This is a genomic window from Pseudophaeobacter sp., from assembly GCF_048267565.1.
GTDB classification, from domain to species: domain Bacteria; phylum Pseudomonadota; class Alphaproteobacteria; order Rhodobacterales; family Rhodobacteraceae; genus Pseudophaeobacter; species Pseudophaeobacter profundi.
Window position 1 is genome coordinate 49,548 of sequence record NZ_JBLWXG010000013.1, and the last position, 20,048, is coordinate 69,595.

A 20,048-nucleotide genomic window follows, 5' to 3' on the forward strand; every position below is an offset into this window, starting at 1 on the left:
TTCAAACTTTTCTATTCCAAGGTATCGCCCGAAACGCGTGCCGCCACTAAGGCAACACAGTGAAGTGCCGAGGAGGTCACGCGTTGGCGGCAGATCATATATCGCTCAACAGGAAGGTTTCTGAAATGAAATTCAAGTCTCTTGCCCTTGCCGCTTTGCTGTCCAGCACTGCGGTTGCCGCCCAGGCTGACGCCATCAAACTTGGCTACAACGGTCCCCCAGACGCCGAAAAGAACGCGGTGCATTTCTTTGCTACCAAACTGGAAGAGATCGTCGAGGCCAAGACGGATATCGAACTGGAGCTGTTTGCCAACTCGCAGCTGGGCGAAGAGCAGGAGCGCATGGAAAACACGCTGGCCTCGCCGATGTTGAACATCGCCAGCTTTGCCGGTGTGTCACCGGTGGTGCCAGAGGTCTTCGTTTCCAACACGCCCTTCATGTTCACCAGCCCCGAAGAGGCCCGCAGCTTCTTTGATGACGGCAAATACTGGGGCATGGTCGAAGAGGCCTTTGCCGAGCGCACCGGCGGGTCGGAAATCCTGGCCGTGGTGGAAGAGGGCGGTTTCCTCGCGTTCACCAGCACAGACAAGCCGATCCATTCGCCCGCCGATTTTGACGGCATGAAGTTCCGCGCGATGGATCCGTCGCAGGTGGCGCTGTATGAAGCCATGGGCGCATCCGGCACGCCAATTCCATGGACCGAAGTTTATAACGCGCTGCAAACCGGGGTTGTCGACGGGCAGATGAACCCGCCGCTCTATATCATTATCGGATCCTTGAACGAGGTGCAGGGCTATATGACCCGCGCCAATATTCAATATTCCATGCAGTTCTTGACCGCCAATGGCACATGGCTGGCAGGTCTTTCCGACGAAGAGCGCACAATCCTGGAAGAGGCGGTGGTTGAGGCCAACGCGCTGACACGCGATGACGTGCAGGCCAATGTCGAAGGCCGGGTAGAATGGCTGTCGCAAAATGGCGTCGAGGTGATCACCCCCACCGCCGAGGCCATGGCAGAATTCCAGAAAATCGGTCAGCCCGGCTTTATCACATGGCTTGGCACCCAGGACATCGACAAGAGCTTCCTGGAAGCCGCCTTCGCGGATCTCGGCAAGTCTGACCTGATCAAGTAATGATCGTCGCTTTGCAAAAATTGCTGGCACGCCTTTCAATAGGCGTGTCAACGCTGCTCATCGCTTGGGTGACGGTGTTCATCCTTTATGGGGTGGGGGCGCGCTATTTCCTTGGCGCTTCGCCGATCTGGTTTGATGAACTGGCCCGCTATTGCATCATCGGGGCTGCGATGCTGGGGATGGGTGCGGTCTGGATTGAAGGCGCGCATATGCGTGTTGCGATCCTGGAAAACCGTGTTCCGGCGCCGATCAAACGAGTGATCGTTTGGTATCAATGGCTGTTGACCCTGGCGCTGACGGGGGCAATGACTTGGTTTTCCTATGAATATGTTGGCAGCGTCGGCTTCTTCAAAACGCCGGGTCTGCAGATTTCGCGCTCTATCCCGGTGGCGATCCTGCCGGTTGGCTTTGGGCTGCTTTTCCTTCTGGCGCTGCTGAATGGCCCCAAGCCAATGCGCGCCCAGACCGTCGAGGATGACGAATGATTGCCACCATGCTTGCTGTGATGCTGCTCAATGTGATCATTGGGATGCCGCTTTTCCTCAGCCTGATGACCACTGCGGTGATCGGATTCTCCTTTGTGGGCTTTGAACAGATGAGCCGCATCATGCCGCAGCAGGCCTTTGGCGGCATTGATGTGTTTTCCCTGATGGCCATTCCGCTGTTCATTCTGGCAGGGAACCTGATGAACAATGGCAATATGACGCCACGGCTATTGAACCTTGCAACGCGCCTTGTAGGGCATCTGCGCGGTGGTCTGGGCCATGTGAATGTCGTGGCCAGTGTTTTTTTTGCCGGCATCAACGGCTCTGCCGTGGCCGATACCTCGGCGCTGGGCACTCTGCTGGTGCCGGGAATGCGTAAGGCCGGGTTTCCCGGCACCTATGCGGCGGGGCTGACCGCTGCCAGTTCATTGATCGGGCCGATTATTCCGCCGTCGATCTTTATGATCCTCTATGCCAGCCAAACCGGAACCTCTGTTGGGGCGCTGTTTCTTGGTGGGGTATTGCCGGGGTTGGCGCTGGGTGGCGCATTCATGGCGATGAACGTTGTCTATGCGCGCATCTATAATGTTGAAAAACTGGACAAACCTGCGCGCTTTAGCGAAATTCTCTGTGCGGCCTATGCCGCGTTACCGGCCCTGATCGCGCCGCTGATCATTGTCGCGGGGATTGTATTTGGCGTGGTGACACCGACGGAATCCGGCGCCTTGACCGTGGCCTATGTGGCAATCTGGGGGGTGATGTCGGGCAATCTGAACCTGCGCAGTCTTTGGGTGTCTTTCAAAGACACGGCGATGCTGACCTCGGCGGTATTTGCCATCATCGCGATTTCCTCAATTATTTCGTGGCAGTTGGCCTTTGCCAATGCGCCCGAAGCCTTTGCCGATATCCTGGCGCCCTTTGCCGATAATCCGGCGCTAACCCTGATCGCGATTTCATTTGTGACTTTCATCACCGGCATGTTCATGGAGGAAGTCTCGGCGCTGATGCTGTTGACGCCGATCTTTTTGCCTGTGGCCCAGGTAACGGGGATTGATCCGGTGCATCTGGGCATTGTCATCACCCTGAACATCACCATCGCGCTGATTACGCCGCCGATGGGGGCCTGCATCTTTGTCGCCTCTGCGGTTGGCAAGGTCGATATCGCCCGTCTGTTCGTAGCGATCTGGCCCTTCATAGCGGTGGCGCTGAGCGTGCTGTTGATCATCATTCTTGTGCCCGGGCTTACCACCTGGCTGCCAACATTGTTGCACTAAATGTCTAAACCACAGCCAAATGTTCTGAACTGGGAGGCCGCGGCGCGGCTCAACATCGCTGAGAACGGCGAAGTGCTTGTCCCCACCTCCGGTTGTGCAGCCTGGCTGACGCACCCCGTTTACCATGCCGATGGCCTGCCAAATGCCCTGCCAGATGTCTGGGTGCGTGCCGGGGTCTATGATCGTTTGCGCATGGCGGCGCGGGCCTTGCCGCCGGGGTATCGGCTGGTCCTGCTGGATGGGTGGCGCTCCAAAGCCCTGCAGCAGGCCCTGTACCAAAAGATCCGAAGCGATGTTGCTGCGCGCCATCCAGAGGCCAGCGCCCCGGAGATTGACCAAATTACCATGCAGTTTGCGGCACCACCTTCGGATAGTCAGACAAGACACAGCCCGCATGTCACCGGCGGCGCTATCGACGTGACACTGGCGGATGAAACCGGCGCAATCCTGCCTATGGGCAGCGGCTTTGACGAACCCAGTGCGCGCAGTTGGACAGATGCCGCTGTAGGATCCCCCGAGGTCGAGCGCCGACATCTACTGTGCCAGGCGATGTTTCAGGCCGGGTTTACCAATTTGGCAAGCGAATGGTGGCATTTTGACTATGGCAACTGGGTCTGGGCTGTTGCCGCCGGGCAGCCAGCCGCCTTTTATGGCCCAACCAGCCTGCCGGAAGGATGCCTGAAAATATAGCGGGGCACTGGAATCCTGGCTCTGCCTGTTCATTGTGCATCCCGTGTCTGAACACTGGGTTTTTGCGGTGAAATGCCTTCAAACTTGCATAAATTGTCAAGATACGATCCTATTCTTTCGAACCACCGCCATCTTTTGGCCTTATGTTCAGGCGAAAGTACCGAACCGTCCATACGCGTGCTCAGGCGATGGCGGTGATTGGGTGTCTTTGGTGCCCGTTCAGCGAGAAAAAAGGACGACGTGAATGACGCTTCGGGGATGATGCGCATGTTTGATTTACCAGCCGATTTGAAGGCTTCGGTTGCGGCACAGAACCGGCTTGTACGTGGCGACCTGCCATCTCGGTTTGCCTCCATCACGCTCGTCTCGGTTTTGTCCCTGTATTACCTGCCTTTTGTGACGGTTTGTGCTATCTATGCCTGCCTTTGCGTGATCGAAGTGATCGGTATTTTTGCCTATCGCAAGCTGGAGCGTGAGGTCACGCCTGGCGGGGTTGTGCTGTTGCTTGGCTCTGCCTTTGTCGGGATCTGGGTCTTCAACGCGATTCCGGTGCTTTTGTTCTTGCAGCCAGAGCCCTTTCCCAAGCTGGCCGGCACGATGTTGCTGATCATTGCTCTCAATCATAGCGTTGTTGCGCGCTCCGAATGGATGCTGTTTGGCCTTTTGACTGCGGTGCCGATTATCTGCGCTGTGGGTTTCATGATCATCAATTTCCTGTACTCCTTTGCCAGCCCGATGGAATTTGTCATCGCGTTGATTATCATGATTTTGGGGGCCGGGTATGTTGCCCATAGCATGTGGGTGCTGCACAGGTTGACCAGACGGCTGCGCGTAGCGCTTAGCGCAGCCGAGGCCGGTAGCCGTGCCAAGAGCCGCTTTCTGGCGGCGATGAGCCACGAAATCCGCACGCCTCTGAACGCGATTTGCGGCATGTCTGAACTCATCGATGAGGAAGATACCGATACAGAGACCCGGCGTGAGCGCACCATTTTGTTGCGCAAGTCAGCCCAGGCGCTGACCGGGATTCTGGACGATGTTCTGGATCATGCCAAGGTTGAGGCCGGCCATATCGAAGTGAGCCTGGCTGCCGCAGCCCCCAAGCTGGAAATCGCCAGCGCGGTAGAGGTGTTTCGCGCGGCGGCGGATGCAAAGGGGCTGCGGCTCGATGTTGCAATCGGTGAAGGCCTGCCAGCCTATGCCGAATTTGATGCGTTGCGCCTACGTCAGGTAATTGGGAACCTTGTTTCCAATGCGATTAAATTCACCGAAACCGGCTACGTCTCTGTCAAGGCGAGCGGCGCGCTGGTCCGAGGGGAGACGCTGCTGGCAATCGAAGTCTGCGACACGGGGCGGGGGATCGCGGCAGATCAGCTTGGCAAGCTGTTTACGGAGTTCTACCGCGTCGAGGATAAAGACGCGCCCACGGTTCCGGGCACAGGGCTGGGCTTGGCGATTGCGCGCCGTTTTGCTCGTATGATGGGCGGGGATATCACGGTTGTTTCCACGCCGTCCAAGGGCAGTTGTTTTACACTGACCTGTCAGATCAAGGTTCTGGAAGAGGCAGATGTACCGCTTGAGACCGAGCGGCCCAGCGGCGCGGCTGCGCCTCCCAGCAGGGATGAACTGCAAGAGCTGGTGCGAGATCTTGGGATCAAATCCATCCTGCTGGTTGATGACACCCGATCAAACCGGATGGTGGTGCGGGCCTTTCTCAAGAAGGGGGATTTTGAAATATTGGAGGCCGGCAATGGTGTCGAGGCGCTGGACTGTCTGGAACAGCGGCCGGTTGATCTGGTGCTTCTGGATATGAAAATGCCGGTGATGGATGGCGGCGAGACCTTGATGGAAATGGCCCGGCGTGGCGGGCATATTGCTGCTACGCCAGTGATTATGCTGACGGCGAATGCCGGGGCAGAAGATCGCGAGCGATATCTGGCTCTTGGGGCTTCGGGCTATATCGCCAAACCGGTGAAAAAATCAGTTCTGTTGTCGGAAATGCGCAAGGTCGTGACTGCGTGGGGGATGGCCTCAGGTCAGTCGCAGCAATCGGACCGATCGACAGGCCCGGATGGCCTGCCAACAGAGGCCGAAGCGCGACCCATTCCGGGGCAGAGCACAGAGACCAGTCAGCCTTCCTCGGCGGAGGCGGAGGAAGCCACCGTTTCGATTGACATAGGGCTGCGTCGTGCCGTTAAGTAATACCAGTTGCGTTAATGTAAAATTTACGATTGCCTGTAAGAGTTGTGTTGAATTTTATTAAAACTCCCATGAGGGGGTTAGAAATCCTCCAGCGACTGGGCAGGCGCAACGATGCAATCCACAGAGATCACCTTTGACAACTTTGGTGAAACAGGAACCTTATTCACCGCGCTTCTGCGCGCCAGGTATCACCATTTCATTGAAGCGCGCGGCTGGAAGCTGCCAAATACCCGTGGGCTTGAATTTGACCAATATGACAGCCCGGAAAGCATTTATTATGTGATCCACGATGGGCTGACGGTGCATGGCGGGCTGCGGGTGACGCCGACAACCGCCCAGAACATCAACGCCAGCTACATGCTACGCGATGCCCAATTGGGCCTGTTGCCGGATCTGCCCTCCGATATTCTGGACGAGCCAGCCCCGCAGGATCCCAAAATCTGGGAGGTCAGCCGGGTCTTTGTTGCCGACACCCTAAGCAGCCGGGAACGGATGCAGGTGCGCGGGGAGATCGGCATTAGCCTTGCCCGTTTGGCCGAGTCCTGGAACTTCAAGGACTATATCTGCCTGACATCGGTGGCGGCAGGGCTACTGATGCGGCGGACTGGTTTGACAATTTCCCCAGCTGGGCCGCGCGTTGAAATCGGCGGGGAGACCTGCCAAGCCTACCATTTGAAGGTGGATGCCAAAAATGTCCGCCGCTACGCGGCCTGACCCTTTGCCCGACGGGCTGCGGGGCATTTTAGCGCCCCGCCTCGCGCCCTGGTAAAGGAAATCTCAATTCTGTCACGATATCACAGCAGGGACCTGCGGTTTCAGACAGAAGGCTGATATGAGCAAATCCCAATTAGGCCCACGCCTTATTTCTTTGAGTATGGCGCTTTTTCTTTCGCCTGCCAGCTTTTCAGCTGTTGGCGCGACAGAACAGTTTTCCATCGTCAACGAAGGGTTCTTTCGTCAGGGATCTACGGCAGCGGCGCAGCCGATGTTGGCGCGCCATACTCCGGCTTCGGTTCTGGCGGGCGAGACAGCACCGGGTCAAGCTGATCTTCAGGGGCAGGGGCTTGAGGCCGAGATGGAAGCGGTACAATCCAATCTGGCGAGCCTCTTTGCCGATCGGCACGGCACCAGCCTGTTCCGCGCCATGCCCAAGGGGGGTGTTGCACGCGGTGCGGTGGCCAAGCTGATGCAGTTGATTGCCAGCGCCGAGGCCGGCAGCGCACAATATGATGCGGTTCAGCATGCCGCCAAGGTCCGCCCGCAAAAACTGCCAACCCAGCTGACGCTGGGTGAAATATACGACTGGATCGCCCGCACCCCAGGACAGCAGCACGCCATCGGGCGCTATCAGTTCATTCCGGCCACCCTTAAACGTCTGGCACGCCAGATTGGGGCCGAACGAGGAGAGCGCTTTTCCCCTGCGTTGCAGGACCGTCTTGCACATCAGTTGCTGGAAGAGGCAGGCCTAAGTGCGGTGATGGCAGGCAAGATGGACCGACGCGATTTCATGCATAACCTGTCCAAGATCTGGGCCGGGCTGCCCACCTCGACTGGTAAATCCTATTATCATGGCCTGGCGGGCAACCGTGCGGTGCTTAGCTGGGCGCGCTTTGACGCAGAGATGGCGCGTATCTTCCCCAGCTAAGACATACCATTCGCTATCCGCCGACAGGCCCACCCCGCAGGGTATTGGGAAGCCAGGTTGCCAGCTCTGGCCAGGCCACCAGGATAACGACCATCAATAGCATCAGTCCCACCATCGGTAGGGCGGTCTTGGCGATATAGGAAATTTCGTGCCGGGTCATGCTTTGCAGTACAAAGAGGTTGAAGCCAATCGGTGGCGTGACCTGCGCCATTTCAACCACCACCACGATAAAGATGCCAAACCAGATCACATCAATGCCTGCCTGCCGGATCATTGGCTCCACAATTGCCATGGTCAAAACAACCGAGGAAATCCCATCCAGGAACATGCCGAGCACCACGTAAAACAGGGTTAGCGCAATGATCAGCACCAGCGGGGACAGGTTCATCTGATCAATCCAGGCTGCCAGCGCCCGTGGCAAGCCGGTAAAGCCCATGGCCAGTGACAGGAAAGAGGCCCCCATCAGGATCAGCGCGATCATCGCCGATGTGCGCGTCGCCCCCATCAGGGAGGCGCTGAAGGTTGCCCAGCTGAGCGAGCCTTGCAACAGCGCCAGCGTCAAGGCCCCGACAACGCCCACGGCGGCGGCCTCGGTGGCGGTGGCCAGGCCCAGATACATGGAGCCAATGACGACGGTGACCAGGATCAGCACCGGAATCAGGAACCTGCTCTCGGCAAGCATCGCACCAAAAGACATCGCTGGTTCGGGTTCGGGGCGCTGGTCCTTGGCCAGAAAGTGCCAGGCCATGATGTAGGCCATGAACAGGCTGGCCAGCACCAGGCCGGGGAAGATCCCGGCCATGAACAGTTTGGTGATCGATTCATTGATCGAAACGCCATAGACGATCAGCGTCAGCGAGGGCGGGATCATCAGCCCAAGCGTGGCAGCCCCGGCCAGGGTGCCGACGATCATATATTCCGGATAACCGCGCTTGCGCAGCTCGGGGATCGACATTTTGCCCACGGTGGTCAGCGTCGCCGCGGATGAGCCCGAGACGGCAGCAAAGATGGTACAGCCCGCGATATTGGTGTGCAGCAGCCCCCCCGGTAGCCAGCGCATCCAGGGGGCAAGGCCGCGAAACATGTCCTCTGACAATCGGGTGCGATAGAGGATCTCTCCCATCCAGATGAACAGGGGCAGCGCCGTCAGGGTCCAGCTGGAGGCACCGGTCCAGATGGTAGTGATCATGGCATCGCCTGCGGGGCGGGTGGTGAACAGCTCCATGCCGAACCAGGCCACGCCCATCAGCGCCAGCCCAATCCAGACGGAACTGCCAAGCAGCGCAAACAGAACAAAGATAAAGATAAGCGTTGTGTAGATCTCGCCCATTATTCCACGGCCTCCGATGTGATGCTGGCCTTGCGGGTGATCAGCAGACGGCACAGATAATCCCACAGGGCCAGGGCCAACAGGACGGTGCCAATCGACATCGGCAGCTGTGGCAGCCAAACGGGGGTATAGACCCAGTCGGATCCGGTTTCAGCCCAGAGCCTGCCCCATTGCGACGGCGCGGTGACAAACATGGCAAAAAACGACAGCAGCCATTCCGGGGTGAAATCCTGCCCCTGGGTGCGATCATTCAGCATTTTTGACATGATGTTGGTCTTGATCGCGTAGCGGGCGAAATAGGTGGCGGTCACGGCGGCAATCCACATGGCCACCCCATCCAGCCAGAGGCCAAAGCGATAGCCCATATTCAAAAAGACCGAGACCCGGATATGGGCGCCTCGGGTCAGCGCATGGGCCAGAGCCAGAAACGAGGTCGCCGCCATGGCGTAGCCGGCATATTCGGTTGAACCGGGAAAGGTCAGGCTGCTCCATCGCGCTACCATCTGGGCGAGGATCAGCCCAAGAATGGTAATCATGCACAGTGCGGCCAGCATGCCGGACAGCAGATAGATCCGGTCCAGCAGCCGTTGCAGCGGCCGCAAAGCCCGGCCCATAGCTGCCGGTGACAGCAGACAGGCCAATGCCAATACTGTTGGAATCACAAAGAGCCAAACCCACAGGGGCAAGCCCAGAAACGGTTGCCAGTCACGCATGCCCATCCCCTAAAGACGTCACAGAAAAGACGGCTCCGCCCCCACACTCCGGGGGGCAGAGCCGTCGAATTTTTGGTTCGCTTAGTTTGCGTTATAGGCGTCCAGAATGGCCTGGCCGTCATCTCCGGTGCTGGCCAGCCAGTTGGCAGCCATCTTGGCACCGATCTCTTCCAGTTCGGCCAGGAATTCGGGGCCCGCATCGGTGACTGTCATGCCGTTTGCAGCGAGCTGCTCAAAGTACCAATTGGCCAGCTCTTCCGATTTGGCCGCACAGGCCGCGCCGGTTTCATCCGCAGCCTGTTGAATCTGTCCCTGCGTTTCGGCGCTCAGCCCTTCCCAGACCTGTTTGTTAACCATTACATAGTTGCGCGGCAACCAGGCGTTGACCTTGTAATAATGGCTCAGGTTTTCCCAGACCTTGCGGTCATACCCGGTAGATCCGGACGAGATGAATGCCTCGGCGACGCCCGTGGCCAGGGCCTGGCTCAGCTCGGCGGCTTCGACCTGCACCGGGATCATGCCCAGTTCTTCGGCAAAGGTTGCGGTTGCGGTGTTATAGCTGCGGAACTTGATGCCCTGGGTGTCCTTGGAGGAGGAGACCTCTTTGTTGAAATAAAAGCCCTGGCCCGGCCAGGGGCAGGTGTAAAGCGCAACAAGGTTGAGATCGCCCAACTGGCTGTTCACCCGGTCTTTTGCGGCATGCCAGAGCTTTTCGTTATCGGCGTAGGTGGTAGCAATAAAGGGCAAGTTATCCCAGCCCAGCAGCGGCGCCTCATTGGCGTGGGCGGACATGAAGCGTTCACCAATCGGGGCCTGGCCAGTCTGCACCGCGCGCTTGATTTCACCGCCCTTGAACAGCGATCCGCCTGCATGCACGGTGATGTCAATATCGCCGCCAGTGTAGTCGCGGACCTTGTCGGCAAAAACCACGCCCATTTCCGAATGGAAGTTGGACGCAGCATAGGCCATCGGCATGTCCCAGCTTTCGGCCAGGGCGCCCGTGGCCGCAAGGGCCAGCGCCGAGGCGGTGAAGGTCATTGTGAGCGAGGTTCTAGCTGTCATTTCTGTTCTCCCTGAAGGTTTGATTTTGCTGTTTGTCAGCTTGTTATTTTTGATGGTGCCAAATGGTGTCACCTAAAACGATCCGGGGCATAGGCGCGCATGTCAAGGTTCATCGGCTGACCGGTGATCAGCCCGGCCACCATACGCCCGGTTTTTGCGCCACCCGTCAGGCCGATGTGATGATGGCCAAAAGCGGTATAGACGCCAGTGCTGCCAACCTCGCCGATCAGGGGCAGGCTGTCCGACGGGGCGGGGCGAAAGCCCAGCCATTCCTGCTCACCGGTGGCGCGCATCTGGGGAAAGGTCTCGGCTACGGTGCGGCGCAGCAGATCCAGCGGTGCCTTGGACGGCGTTGGGTCCAGCCCGCCAAATTCAACGATGCCGGCACAGCGCAACCCCTGATCCATCGGGGTTGCCACGAATTTGCCAGAGGCCACCATCAGCGGCGCGCGCGGGGTAATGCTGGGGGATTCATACACCACGTGATAGCCACGCTCGGTCTCCATCGGGACCGAAAGACCAAGTTTCTGCATCAAGGGCTTGGACCAGATCCCGGCAGAGATGACCGCTTGGTCACAGTCAAAGCGTCCCTGATCCGTTTCAACGGCAGCAATACGTCCGCCGCTGAGATCAAAATCCTTGACCTCTGCCTGCACAAATTTACCACCCATTTCCACCAGCAGCTTGACCAGATCCTTGACGTAGTTTGCCGGGTTCAGGATGAAGCCGTGGTTCTTGTTCACCGCCAGCAGGCCGGTGTTTGGCCCCAGGGCCGGTTCGTGTTCCTGCACGGCCGGGCCTTCGATCAGATCGGGGACAAATCCGGCTTCGCGGCGCAGATCCCAGACATAGGAATCCGCCTCAAAGGCAGCGCGATCCTGATAGGCAAAGTTATACTCGCTTTCCCGGATCCATTTTGCCGCCGGGGTGCCGTGTGTCAGCGCCTGATGCTGTTCTACGCTGTCGCCAACAATATGGGTCAGCGATTTTGCAATGCGCCGGGTGTCGCGATCATTCGCATACGAGAGATATTTCATCAACCAAGGCAGCAGCTTGGGCGTATATCCCCAACGCAGAAACAGGGGGAACTTGGGGTCCAGCAGGTATTTTGGGCCCTTGGGAAGCAGGCCGGGCGTGGTCACCGGCACAATGGCGCAACTGGCGAGAATACAGGCATTGCCATAAGAGGCCCCCATGCCGGGTTCGCCTTTGTCGATCAGGGTGACGTCATGCCCGGCGCGCTTCAGCCAGAGCGCGGTGGCCGCGCCGACGATGCCTGCACCCACCACGATTGTATGTTGTGTCGTCATTCTAGATAGCCTTTTTGATCGCGGCCGAGCGCTTGCTGTGCGAGGATGGTTTCCACACGAATTGTCGCCTAAGCACTGTCAATGGAATAATCTTTTCCCAGACCATGCCGATTTCGCAGGGGCATTTCAAATGATATCTTTTGGCGTTGGTGTGGCTGCGGGTGAAATCGTGCGGTGGCGCGCGTTGCGCAGGCCCGGGGCTTGGGAAGGGGCGGATCTCTGGTGTTGGGGCCTTTGGTGCACCATCAGCAGCGGGCCTCTTGGGGGATGCCATGCCCTGGTAAAGCTGCTAGGGATATGGCGATTTTGCGGGGCATCCAGCGGAGAGACAGCATGCAGCAGGGTGGCAAGACAGTCTATGGGGCTGCGGTTGGGATCTTGATGCTTGAGACACAGTTTCCACGCATTCCGGGCGATATTGGCAACGCTCTGAGCTGGGATTTCCCGGTGCATTACCGGGTGGTGCGCGGCGCAACACCGGATCTGGCAGTGCGCCAGGACCCGGGCCAGCTTGCCGATCTGTTCATCGAGGCCGGGCGCGATCTGCTGGCCATGGGCTGCGATGGGATCACCACCAGCTGTGGCTTTCTGGCGCTGATCCAGGATCAGGTGAAACAGGCCCTGGGCGTGCCGGTAGCGACCTCTTCGTTGATGCAGATCCCCATGGTGCAGGCGCTGTTGCCAGCGGGCAAGAGGGTAGGGGTCCTGACCATTTCAGAACAGTCTTTGACCCCGGCCCATCTGCGGGCGGCGGGCGCCCCTGAGGATACGCCCATTGGCAGCCCCGAAGGGCTGCGTTGTTTCACCCACGACATCCTGCGCGATGCGGCGCAGGTCGATTTTGCGGCCTGCGAGCTGGATATGATCGATGCGGCGCAGGCATTGATTGGGCGAAACCCGGATCTGGGGGCGCTGGTGCTGGAATGTACCAATATGGTGCCTCATGCGGCGGTGCTGCGCCGCGTCACCGGGCTGCCGGTCTTTACCATTCACAGTTTCATCACCTGGTTTCAGGCCGGGTTGATGCCGCGTCAGTTTGAACGGGGCCTGATGGACCACCAGACCTAGCGCGGGTTTGCATTCTGGACGGTTAGCTTAGCACCAGCAGCCAGAACCAGATGGTCAGCACCGAAGCGGCGGTGGCTATAAGCACCGAAGAGGCGGCAACCCGCTTGGCCCGCCCATACATATTGGCAAAAATATAGGCGTTGAAGCCAGGTGCCATGGCCGCATTCAGCACGCCAGAGCGGAACAGATCCTGCTTGACCCCAAGCGTGCCGCCCATGAGCCAGACAATGCTGGGATGTACCATGAGGGCGGTCACACAGACAAAGCCGATGGTGCGCAGGTCGCCTTCAGGGCGGTATTGCACCAGCACCCCACCAAGGGCGAACAGCGCCGTCGGCAGCGCTGCACGGATCAGCAATTGCAGCGCAGCATCGACGGTGCCGGGAATGGACAACCCGGCAAGATTAAAGGCAAAACCAAGGGCGATACCCAGGATCAGCACGTTCTTGAACATGGCGGTCAGCACCGAGGAAACTGTCTTGAACCCGCCTGCGCCCCGGTTTCTGACCACCTCCATTACGGTGATACCCAGCCCATAGCAAAAGGGCGAGTGAAAGGCGATGATCGCATAGTTGCCAGTCAGGTTCTCTGGCCCAAAGGCGCGTTCCGTGATTGGTAGCCCCAAGAGGACGGAATTGGAGAACAGGCAGCAAAAGCCAATGGCGACGCAGTCTTCCCAATCGCGTTTGAAAACCAGCCGTGCGCCGGTCAGCCCGATGCAGAAACACACCGCCGCCCCGGTGTAAAAGCTGATCAACAGCGCCGGATCAAAACTGCTGGAAAGGTCCAGATTGGCCATGGCGCGAAACAGCAGGCAGGGGATGGCAAACCCCTGGGTGAACTTCATCAGCCCATCAATCTGCGCCGGGCTGAAAAATCCTTTCTGTGTTGCGATATAGCCCGCTGTAACCACCAGAAATACTGGCAGGATGACGTCAATCAAGCTTTGCAGCATTGCAATCTCCTGTCAGCCCACAGTCAACCGCAGGCGGCCTATGGGCGGCATCAATACGCGGGCACCACCGGGGCCAAGACCCGAGGGGCAGAATAAATTTTCAATCAGCACCCAGGTACCAGCCTTGGTCCGATCAAAGTCAAATGGCTCCTAGAGCGGGCAGCGGATCACCATCCCGTCATAGGCCGGTGTAATGTGGTCATCGGTTTCCGCCGTAATCGTGTCATGGTCAAGATCGATATGCATATTGGTCAGAACCGCCCGCTTCGGCTGCATCCGCGCAATCCAGGAAAGGGCCTGTTCCAGGCTGAAATGAGTAGGGTGCGGGGTGCGGCGCAGCGCGTCCAGTACCCAGCAGTCCAGCCCTTCCAACGCGGCAAGAGAGCGATCGGGGATCTCGGCCACATCTGGCAGATAGGCAAGAGAGCCGATGCGAAAGCCCAGGGCGTCCATCGCACCGTGATTGACTTCAAACGGGAGAAATGGAATTTCCCCGCCAGGCCCGTCAATGCTGAAGGCGCCGTCAATGGTGCGCAGATCCAGGATTGGAGGATAGGGCGATCCTTCGGGCTGCACAAAGGCATAGCCAAATCGCGACAACAGCGCATTTTGCGTCTCGCCATCTGCATAGACCGGCACTCGGTTATGCATGTTGAAGACAATCATACGTAGATCATCAATGCCATGCACATGGTCTGCATGGGAATGGGTGTAGATCACCGCGTCCAGCCGCCCGACCTCGGCGTCCAGCAACTGGCTGCGCATATCCGGAGTGGTGTCAATCAGCACCGTGGTGGTGCCATCCGGGCCGTCCCGCTCCACCAGCATGGAACAACGGCGGCGGCGGTTGCGGGGGTTTTGTGGGTCACAGGCCCCCCAATGGCCGCCAAGCCGCGGCACCCCACCAGAAGAGCCGCAGCCCAGAATTGTATAGCGCAGTTCAACCATCAGGCAGTGGCCTCATAGCGGGCGGCCTTGCAGAACAGGCGGTCAAAATTTTCCTGGGTTGCCGTGGCAAAATCAGCATAGTCCAGACCAAAGGCCTTGGCACCGATCTGCGCGGTGAGGGCGCTATAGGCGGGTTCATTGCGTTTGCCGCGATGCGGTGGTGGTGCCAGATAGGGCGCATCGGTTTCGACCAGAATGCGGTCCAGCGGCGCGGCGGCAAAGATATCGCGCAGTTCCTGGCTCTTGGGGAAGGCGGCGATGCCGGACATCGACAGGTAAAACCCCAGATCCAGCGCCGCACGTCCCAGCTCAGCCGAAGAGGAAAAGCAGTGCATCACGCAGCTATAGGCACCGTTCTGCATTTCTTCGCGCAGGATCCGGGCCATATCGTCATCGGCGGCGCGGGCATGAATGATCAGCGGAAGCTTGGTTTCGCGCGCGGCGGCGATATGGATCCGCAGCGATTGCTGCTGCATTTCGGCGCTTTCGCTCGTGTAGTGGTAGTCCAGCCCGGTTTCGCCAATGCCGACAAATTTCGGATGTTTGGCCAGGGCAGTTAGCTCGTCAAAGCTGGCCATGGGTTCGCTTGCCACGCTCATCGGATGGGTGCCTGCCGCATAGAACACTGGAGGATGGGCCTCGGCGATGGCGCGGACCTGTGGTTCGTTCTTGAGCTTGGTGCAGATGGTGACCATGCGGGTCACCCCGGCCTGGGCGGCGCGGTCGATCACAGCCTCCAACTCGCCGTCAAAATCAGGGAAGTCCAAGTGGCAATGGCTATCGGTGATCTGTGCCGGACCTTGGGCCATAGCTTGGGAAGGGGTGCTCGTCATGCCTGCCTCGTCTTGTCGTCATTGGCCGGATCCGGGCGCTGCCGTTGGTGGGTCAGCGGGACGCGGTCTCTTGCATCTTGAAAACCGTATCTAGGACAAGTGAAGCCGGGTCAAGGTTCACCGCTTGGCCATGCCGCGCCCGCGCGGTTGCTTCGGCGGAAAGGTCGGCCCAGGCGCGCGCCTGTTGCGGCGTTGCGGCCAGCCGGGACAGCATGGCGCTTTCGCCGGGGGCGGCTTCGGGTTGTGGCGGCTGGCCCATGGCCCCGGTGCGCGCCAGCCGCGACAGCGCGATTTCGATCAGGGTGAGCAAGAGTTCAAATTTCTCTGCCGCGCCACGCTGGGCAGCAGTTTCGGCCAGGGCCATGGTGCGCTGTCGGTCCAGCCGGGGGAGGGTGGCCATGATCTGCACCAGCTCGCCATAGATTTTTAGCCCGCCAAGATTCAACAGGCGCAGAGCCGCGCCCACGGATCCCGCCGCCAGAGCCGCCAGATGTGCCGTGTTTTCTGGCAGGTCCGCCCCCGCCTGGGCCAGCGCGGCCTGCATGTCATCAGGGCTGAGCGGCGCGAGCCGCAGGCTGCGGCAGCGCGACCGGATGGTGGGCAGCAGTCGCGAAGGCTGATGCGAAATCAGGATCATGGTGGTGCGCGCGGGGGGTTCTTCCAGCATTTTCAACAGCGCATTGGCGGCGCTGGTATTCATGTCGTCCGCCGCGTCCACAATCACCACCCGGCGCCCGCCATCGGTCGCGGACAGGCCAAAGAAGCGATTCAGTTTGCGAATATCATCCACCACGATCTGGTCTCGCAGCTTTTCCTTGTCGTTATAGCTGCGGCTGATAGAGGCCAGCCCCGGCTCGGCCAGGGCCTGAATGCGATGAGCGACAGGCAGATCTGGGTCCACCGATAGCGATGTTACCGGCGGTGGCGCGCCAAACAGCCCGTCTTCGGCAGGTGGGGTGGCCAGCAGAAAGCGGGCAATGCGCCAGGCCAGGGTGGCCTTGCCGATGCCCTGAGGCCCGGTCAGCAACCAGCCGTGGTGCAGGCGATTGGAATTGAATGCGGTCAGAAAATCCTGCTCTGCCCGATCCTGGCCAAACAGCTGCGCGGTTTCCCGTGGATGCGGCGCGCCAAGTGCTTGATCGGCACGGGGCAGCGCCTCTGCCTCCTTGGTCTTGGTGGCGCGGCTCATGGTGTTGCGGTCTCGCGTGCGGCGAGCGCCGCAGTGGCCTGCTGTAGAATATCCGCCGCCACGCTGTCGATGTCCTGGCTGCCGTCGATGACGCAGAAGCGATCGGAAAATTCCTGTGCAAGTGCAAGAAACCCGGCACGCATTTTTTCCTGCAGCGCCAGGCCGAAATCTTCAAACCTTTCTTCTGAACCCTGCCGCCCCTTGGCACGGGCCAGGCCGGTGGCGGGGTCCATGTCTATAAGCAGGGTCAGGTCGGGTTCGCGGCCGATCATCAGGCTGTGCAGCTGGTCGACGGTGGCGCGCAGATCGCCGCGCGACAGTCCCTGATACATCCGGGTGCTATCGGCAAAGCGATCACAGATCACAACTTTGCCCGCCGCCAGAGCGGGCTGGATGGTCCGTTCCAGATGATCGCGGCGCGCGGCGGTGAACAGCAGGATTTCCGTTTCAGCGGACCATTTGTCAGGGTCGCCTTCCAGGACCAACCGGCGGATATCTTCCGCACCGGGAGAGCCGCCAGGCTCGCGGGTGACAAGCGTGTCATAGCCTGCGGCGCGCAGGGCTGCGGCCAGGCGCTGACACTGGGTAGATTTGCCCGACCCATCAATGCCTTCTAAGGTCAGGAATAGGCCTTTTTCGGCTGTGGCGCTGGCCTGCGCGTCTGACTTGATCGCGCTCACTCTGTGGCCTCGGGCCCATTGATCAGCCGCTTGGAAAGAACCTGAGCAGCGGTCTTTATGCGGACAAAGAATCCGCCTGCTGCAATGTCCTCGGCCGCCACCAGGGGCAGGCGCAGTTCTGGCAGATCATCGGGCTGTAGCACCAGTTCTGCCAGAGGGTCGCCCTTGCTGACAGGCGCATTGATGGGGCCGGAATAGACCACTTCGGCGGCGATTTCCTTGCCTGCCAGTGCCGGTAGCAGGATTTCCAGATCGGTTTGTGGCACCAGCCCTACCGATTGTTCAGCTCCCTGCCAGACCTCGGCGCGCGCCACCGGGATGCCGGCTTTGGCGATGATCTTTTTGGCAAATTGACGAAACGACCAGTTAACAACGGCTTCGGCCTCCTCTGCGCGGGCCTTGGTGTTGTCCAGCCCTGAAATCACAAAGATCACCCTGCGGTCCCCCTGCACGGCAGAGCCGACCAGCCCATAGCCGGCTTCACTGGTGTGCCCGGTCTTGAGCCCATCTGCCCCAATACCAAGCCCCAAAAGCGGGTTGCGGTTGCGGGTGTTCGAGGGCGCGCGCCCATCAAAGGCAAAGCTTTCTTCAGAAAACAGCGGGTAATACTGCGGGAAATCTTCGATCAGATGCTGCGCCAAGATGCCGAGATCGCGCATCGACATGCGATGCCCGGCTGCGGGCCAGCCGTTGGAATTGGCAAAGCTGGCGTTGTTCATGCCCAGCTCTTGGGCGCGTTTGGTCATGTAGCGGGCGAACCCGGCCTCGGTACCATCTGGGCTCAGCGCTTCGGCAATCACCACGCAGGCATCATTGCCGGACAAGACGATAATGCCGCGCAACAGATCCTCGACACGCACCCGGTCAGTGGTGTCCAGAAACATGGTTGATCCGCCATAGCTCATGGCGTGGGCGCTGACCGGAAGTTGTTCATCCAGGGTCAAACGGCCATCCCGAAGCGCCTCGAAGGCCACATAGAGCGTCATCAGCTTTGACATTGATGCGGGGGGCAGGGGGATTTCGGCATTTTTCGACAGCAGCACGGTATTGGTGCCTTGGTCCAATACAAATGCTGCCTCTGCGCGGGTATCAAAGGCGGCCAGCGGCAGTGCCGTCAGGCAGAGCCCAAGGGCGGCGGCCAGAAGCTGTTTGGCAATGGGGCGAAACGGTGATTTCACGCCTGCGTCCTCCTGAGGGTCGGGGGTATGAGAATTAGTTGGTGACGGCATAGGCATCGGTAAATCCGGCGGCTTTTACGGCTTTCAGCAGATGGCTGCGTTCCGAACTGGACTGGGCCGGGCCAACCACCACCCGCCAAAAGGGCTTGCCGTTGCTGGTCTGTGCCAGCACTGTGGGGATCAGCCCGGCGTTGCGCATCTGGCCAGCGGTGTTCTTGGCGTTGCTTTCCACGCTGAAGATGCCGATCTGGATATAGGGTTTGGCCAGCGGAGAGACGCGCTGCGTGGCGGGCGCTTGCGGCGCGCTTTGGGGCGGTGCGGCCTCGATGGCGGCAGCGGCACCGGCAATCGGGTCCAGCGGGGTTGCCTCGATGTCATTGGCGGTCAGGGCGCTGGCGGCCTCTGCCTCCAGGGGGGCGTCTTCGCCGGTGGCGGCTGGCAGTGGATCTTCGGGCAGTTCTTCGGCTTCGCGTCGCAGGGCGGTAACATTCAGTTCAACCGGCGCACCGGCCAGCATACCAAGTGCCGCTGCCGCATCCGAGGAGGTTTGCAACCGCGGGCCAGGAATTTCACGCTCGCGGCGGAACAGGGCACCGATGACGAATTTGCCATTGGATGTGTTGCGAATGATTACCCGCTCTGGATCTTTGGCATCCGGGTGCGCCACCCAGACCCCACCCAGCGATGGGCGCCCATCCCAAAGCCCCGCCTCGTTTACCTGAAAGACATCCGGTGCTTCGACATCGCGCTCCACCAGCTGGGTGCTGCTGGAGCTGGCTACCTCGGGCTTTGCTGTTTTGGGTGACAGAAAAGAGAGGTTTGGCCCCTCTTCACAGGCACCTAGGATCAGCAGCGAAAGCGCCGCAAAGGTGAGGCCCGCACCGGGGCTCCGTCTTGGCATGGGGTGTGTCATGATGGTTTCCTTGCCTCTGCTCTTCCACGCCATAGCGCGCTTGCCGGGTTTCCCGGTCATCTCTGCGATTTGGCAGATGATAGCCTGCGATGGCTGGCATGAAAACCCTATGGTACACCGCCATTTGTGAAAGCCGGGCGATGGGCATCTTTCTGCGCGTTGTGGTGGCCAGAGCAGGGAAAATCCCGGTATTTCCCCACAATCGCGGATCGACAGCGCAAAGCCGATAATTTCCTCTTGCGTGTTGGAGTGTCGCACCTTAAACCGCCCGCAGACCGGGGAGGTGGCAGAGTGGTCGAATGCGGCGGTCTTGAAAACCGTTGAACGTGAGAGCGTTCCCAGGGTTCGAATCCCTGTCTCCCCGCCACTAAATCAAGCACTTACCGGTTGTTTAGCGTGTCGCCTCAATAGGGCGGTCTGGGCTGTTTCCCAAAAAGTTTCCC

General features: G+C 59.5%; 19 protein-coding genes and 1 tRNA gene. 9 read left to right on the forward strand and 11 right to left on the reverse strand.

Going from position 1 to position 20,048, the window contains the following annotated elements:
• The first annotated feature begins 125 nt into the window (after positions 1–125).
• From dctP to ACN0VH_RS19065, 7 genes are all read left to right on the forward strand, one after another.
• Positions 126–1,133: a TRAP transporter substrate-binding protein DctP gene (gene dctP / locus ACN0VH_RS19035; protein WP_278921269.1), complete on the forward strand. Its 1,008-nt coding sequence runs from the start codon at positions 126–128 to the stop codon at positions 1,131–1,133.
• Complete coding sequence (locus tag ACN0VH_RS19040) at positions 1,133–1,618, forward strand: TRAP transporter small permease (protein WP_278921268.1); 486 nt, start codon at positions 1,133–1,135, stop codon at positions 1,616–1,618. The genes dctP and ACN0VH_RS19040 overlap by 1 nt, the downstream gene beginning before the upstream one ends.
• Positions 1,615–2,892 carry a TRAP transporter large permease gene (locus ACN0VH_RS19045; RefSeq protein ID WP_417702000.1) on the forward strand — a complete coding sequence of 426 codons (1,278 nt, stop codon included), beginning with the start codon at positions 1,615–1,617 and terminating at the stop codon, positions 2,890–2,892. Before ACN0VH_RS19040 ends, ACN0VH_RS19045 begins: the two co-directional genes overlap by 4 nt.
• The gene (locus ACN0VH_RS19050; protein WP_417702002.1) at positions 2,893–3,582 is read left to right on the forward strand and encodes a M15 family metallopeptidase; all 690 of its coding nucleotides are present in this window, start codon (positions 2,893–2,895) and stop codon (positions 3,580–3,582) included.
• A 267-nt stretch (positions 3,583–3,849) separates the two neighbouring features.
• Positions 3,850–5,781, forward strand: a complete 1,932-nt coding sequence (locus ACN0VH_RS19055; RefSeq protein WP_417702004.1) for an ATP-binding protein — start codon at positions 3,850–3,852, stop codon at positions 5,779–5,781.
• Between the two features lie 111 nt (positions 5,782–5,892).
• The gene (locus ACN0VH_RS19060; RefSeq protein WP_278921264.1) at positions 5,893–6,495 is read left to right on the forward strand and encodes an acyl-homoserine-lactone synthase; all 603 of its coding nucleotides are present in this window, start codon (positions 5,893–5,895) and stop codon (positions 6,493–6,495) included.
• A gap of 160 nt (positions 6,496–6,655) precedes the next feature.
• On the forward strand, positions 6,656–7,426 hold the full coding sequence (locus tag ACN0VH_RS19065; RefSeq protein WP_417702006.1) for a lysozyme family protein: 771 nt from the start codon (positions 6,656–6,658) through the stop codon (positions 7,424–7,426).
• A gap of 13 nt (positions 7,427–7,439) precedes the next feature.
• On the opposite strand, the gene ACN0VH_RS19070 is transcribed toward ACN0VH_RS19065, so the two are convergent.
• From ACN0VH_RS19070 to ACN0VH_RS19085, 4 genes are all read right to left on the reverse strand, one after another.
• Entirely contained in the window at positions 7,440–8,756 is a 1,317-nt protein-coding gene (locus ACN0VH_RS19070; RefSeq protein WP_278921262.1) for a TRAP transporter large permease, read from the reverse strand.
• The gene (locus ACN0VH_RS19075; RefSeq protein WP_278921261.1) at positions 8,756–9,469 is read right to left on the reverse strand and encodes a TRAP transporter small permease; all 714 of its coding nucleotides are present in this window, start codon (positions 9,467–9,469) and stop codon (positions 8,756–8,758) included. The genes ACN0VH_RS19070 and ACN0VH_RS19075 overlap by 1 nt, the downstream gene beginning before the upstream one ends.
• Before the next feature lie 81 nt (positions 9,470–9,550).
• Positions 9,551–10,531: a TRAP transporter substrate-binding protein gene (locus tag ACN0VH_RS19080; protein ID WP_278921260.1), complete on the reverse strand. Its 981-nt coding sequence runs from the start codon at positions 10,529–10,531 to the stop codon at positions 9,551–9,553.
• Positions 10,532–10,599: 68 nt separating this feature from the next.
• Positions 10,600–11,841, reverse strand: a complete 1,242-nt coding sequence (locus tag ACN0VH_RS19085; protein ID WP_278921259.1) for an NAD(P)/FAD-dependent oxidoreductase — start codon at positions 11,839–11,841, stop codon at positions 10,600–10,602.
• A gap of 333 nt (positions 11,842–12,174) precedes the next feature.
• Between ACN0VH_RS19085 and ACN0VH_RS19090 the strand changes: the two genes are divergently transcribed.
• Positions 12,175–12,909 (forward strand): aspartate/glutamate racemase family protein, encoded by a 735-nt coding sequence (locus ACN0VH_RS19090; protein WP_417702009.1) that lies wholly within the window; start codon positions 12,175–12,177, stop codon positions 12,907–12,909.
• A gap of 22 nt (positions 12,910–12,931) precedes the next feature.
• Here the strand turns inward: ACN0VH_RS19090 and ACN0VH_RS19095 are convergent, their stop codons facing one another.
• The 7 genes from ACN0VH_RS19095 to ACN0VH_RS19125 all read right to left on the reverse strand — a co-directional run bounded on the left by ACN0VH_RS19095 (position 12,932) and on the right by ACN0VH_RS19125 (position 19,605).
• Positions 12,932–13,864, reverse strand: coding sequence for an AEC family transporter (locus ACN0VH_RS19095; RefSeq protein WP_278921257.1), 933 nt, complete (start codon positions 13,862–13,864; stop codon positions 12,932–12,934).
• Between the two features lie 150 nt (positions 13,865–14,014).
• Positions 14,015–14,812 carry an MBL fold metallo-hydrolase gene (locus tag ACN0VH_RS19100; protein ID WP_278921256.1) on the reverse strand — a complete coding sequence of 266 codons (798 nt, stop codon included), beginning with the start codon at positions 14,810–14,812 and terminating at the stop codon, positions 14,015–14,017.
• Entirely contained in the window at positions 14,812–15,621 is an 810-nt protein-coding gene (locus ACN0VH_RS19105; protein ID WP_417702019.1) for a TatD family hydrolase, read from the reverse strand. Before ACN0VH_RS19105 ends, ACN0VH_RS19100 begins: the two co-directional genes overlap by 1 nt.
• A gap of 76 nt (positions 15,622–15,697) precedes the next feature.
• Positions 15,698–16,834, reverse strand: coding sequence for a DNA polymerase III subunit delta' (locus tag ACN0VH_RS19110; RefSeq protein WP_417702011.1), 1,137 nt, complete (start codon positions 16,832–16,834; stop codon positions 15,698–15,700).
• Positions 16,831–17,514: a dTMP kinase gene (gene tmk / locus ACN0VH_RS19115; RefSeq protein ID WP_278921254.1), complete on the reverse strand. Its 684-nt coding sequence runs from the start codon at positions 17,512–17,514 to the stop codon at positions 16,831–16,833. Before tmk ends, ACN0VH_RS19110 begins: the two co-directional genes overlap by 4 nt.
• Positions 17,511–18,692 carry a D-alanyl-D-alanine carboxypeptidase family protein gene (locus ACN0VH_RS19120; RefSeq protein ID WP_417702013.1) on the reverse strand — a complete coding sequence of 394 codons (1,182 nt, stop codon included), beginning with the start codon at positions 18,690–18,692 and terminating at the stop codon, positions 17,511–17,513. The genes tmk and ACN0VH_RS19120 overlap by 4 nt, the downstream gene beginning before the upstream one ends.
• A gap of 34 nt (positions 18,693–18,726) precedes the next feature.
• Positions 18,727–19,605 carry an SPOR domain-containing protein gene (locus tag ACN0VH_RS19125; RefSeq protein WP_417702015.1) on the reverse strand — a complete coding sequence of 293 codons (879 nt, stop codon included), beginning with the start codon at positions 19,603–19,605 and terminating at the stop codon, positions 18,727–18,729.
• 277 nt (positions 19,606–19,882) lie between these two features.
• Between ACN0VH_RS19125 and ACN0VH_RS19130 the strand changes: the two genes are divergently transcribed.
• Positions 19,883–19,972 (forward strand) — tRNA-Ser (locus ACN0VH_RS19130).
• Positions 19,973–20,048: the final 76 nt, after the last annotated feature.

Coding starts and splice junctions, on each gene's coding strand:
- dctP (WP_278921269.1), top strand. CDS start 126: ATGAAATTCAAGTCTCTTGCCCTTGCCGCTTTGCTGTCCAGCACTGCG.
- ACN0VH_RS19040 (WP_278921268.1), top strand. CDS start 1,133: ATGATCGTCGCTTTGCAAAAATTGCTGGCACGCCTTTCAATAGGCGTG.
- ACN0VH_RS19045 (WP_417702000.1), top strand. CDS start 1,615: ATGATTGCCACCATGCTTGCTGTGATGCTGCTCAATGTGATCATTGGG.
- ACN0VH_RS19050 (WP_417702002.1), top strand. CDS start 2,893: ATGTCTAAACCACAGCCAAATGTTCTGAACTGGGAGGCCGCGGCGCGG.
- ACN0VH_RS19055 (WP_417702004.1), top strand. CDS start 3,850: ATGTTTGATTTACCAGCCGATTTGAAGGCTTCGGTTGCGGCACAGAAC.
- ACN0VH_RS19060 (WP_278921264.1), top strand. CDS start 5,893: ATGCAATCCACAGAGATCACCTTTGACAACTTTGGTGAAACAGGAACC.
- ACN0VH_RS19065 (WP_417702006.1), top strand. CDS start 6,656: ATGGCGCTTTTTCTTTCGCCTGCCAGCTTTTCAGCTGTTGGCGCGACA.
- ACN0VH_RS19070 (WP_278921262.1), bottom strand. CDS start 8,756: ATGGGCGAGATCTACACAACGCTTATCTTTATCTTTGTTCTGTTTGCG.
- ACN0VH_RS19075 (WP_278921261.1), bottom strand. CDS start 9,469: ATGCGTGACTGGCAACCGTTTCTGGGCTTGCCCCTGTGGGTTTGGCTC.
- ACN0VH_RS19080 (WP_278921260.1), bottom strand. CDS start 10,531: ATGACAGCTAGAACCTCGCTCACAATGACCTTCACCGCCTCGGCGCTG.
- ACN0VH_RS19085 (WP_278921259.1), bottom strand. CDS start 11,841: ATGACGACACAACATACAATCGTGGTGGGTGCAGGCATCGTCGGCGCG.
- ACN0VH_RS19090 (WP_417702009.1), top strand. CDS start 12,175: ATGCAGCAGGGTGGCAAGACAGTCTATGGGGCTGCGGTTGGGATCTTG.
- ACN0VH_RS19095 (WP_278921257.1), bottom strand. CDS start 13,864: ATGCTGCAAAGCTTGATTGACGTCATCCTGCCAGTATTTCTGGTGGTT.
- ACN0VH_RS19100 (WP_278921256.1), bottom strand. CDS start 14,812: ATGGTTGAACTGCGCTATACAATTCTGGGCTGCGGCTCTTCTGGTGGG.
- ACN0VH_RS19105 (WP_417702019.1), bottom strand. CDS start 15,621: ATGGCCCAAGGTCCGGCACAGATCACCGATAGCCATTGCCACTTGGAC.
- ACN0VH_RS19110 (WP_417702011.1), bottom strand. CDS start 16,834: ATGAGCCGCGCCACCAAGACCAAGGAGGCAGAGGCGCTGCCCCGTGCC.
- ACN0VH_RS19125 (WP_417702015.1), bottom strand. CDS start 19,605: ATGACACACCCCATGCCAAGACGGAGCCCCGGTGCGGGCCTCACCTTT.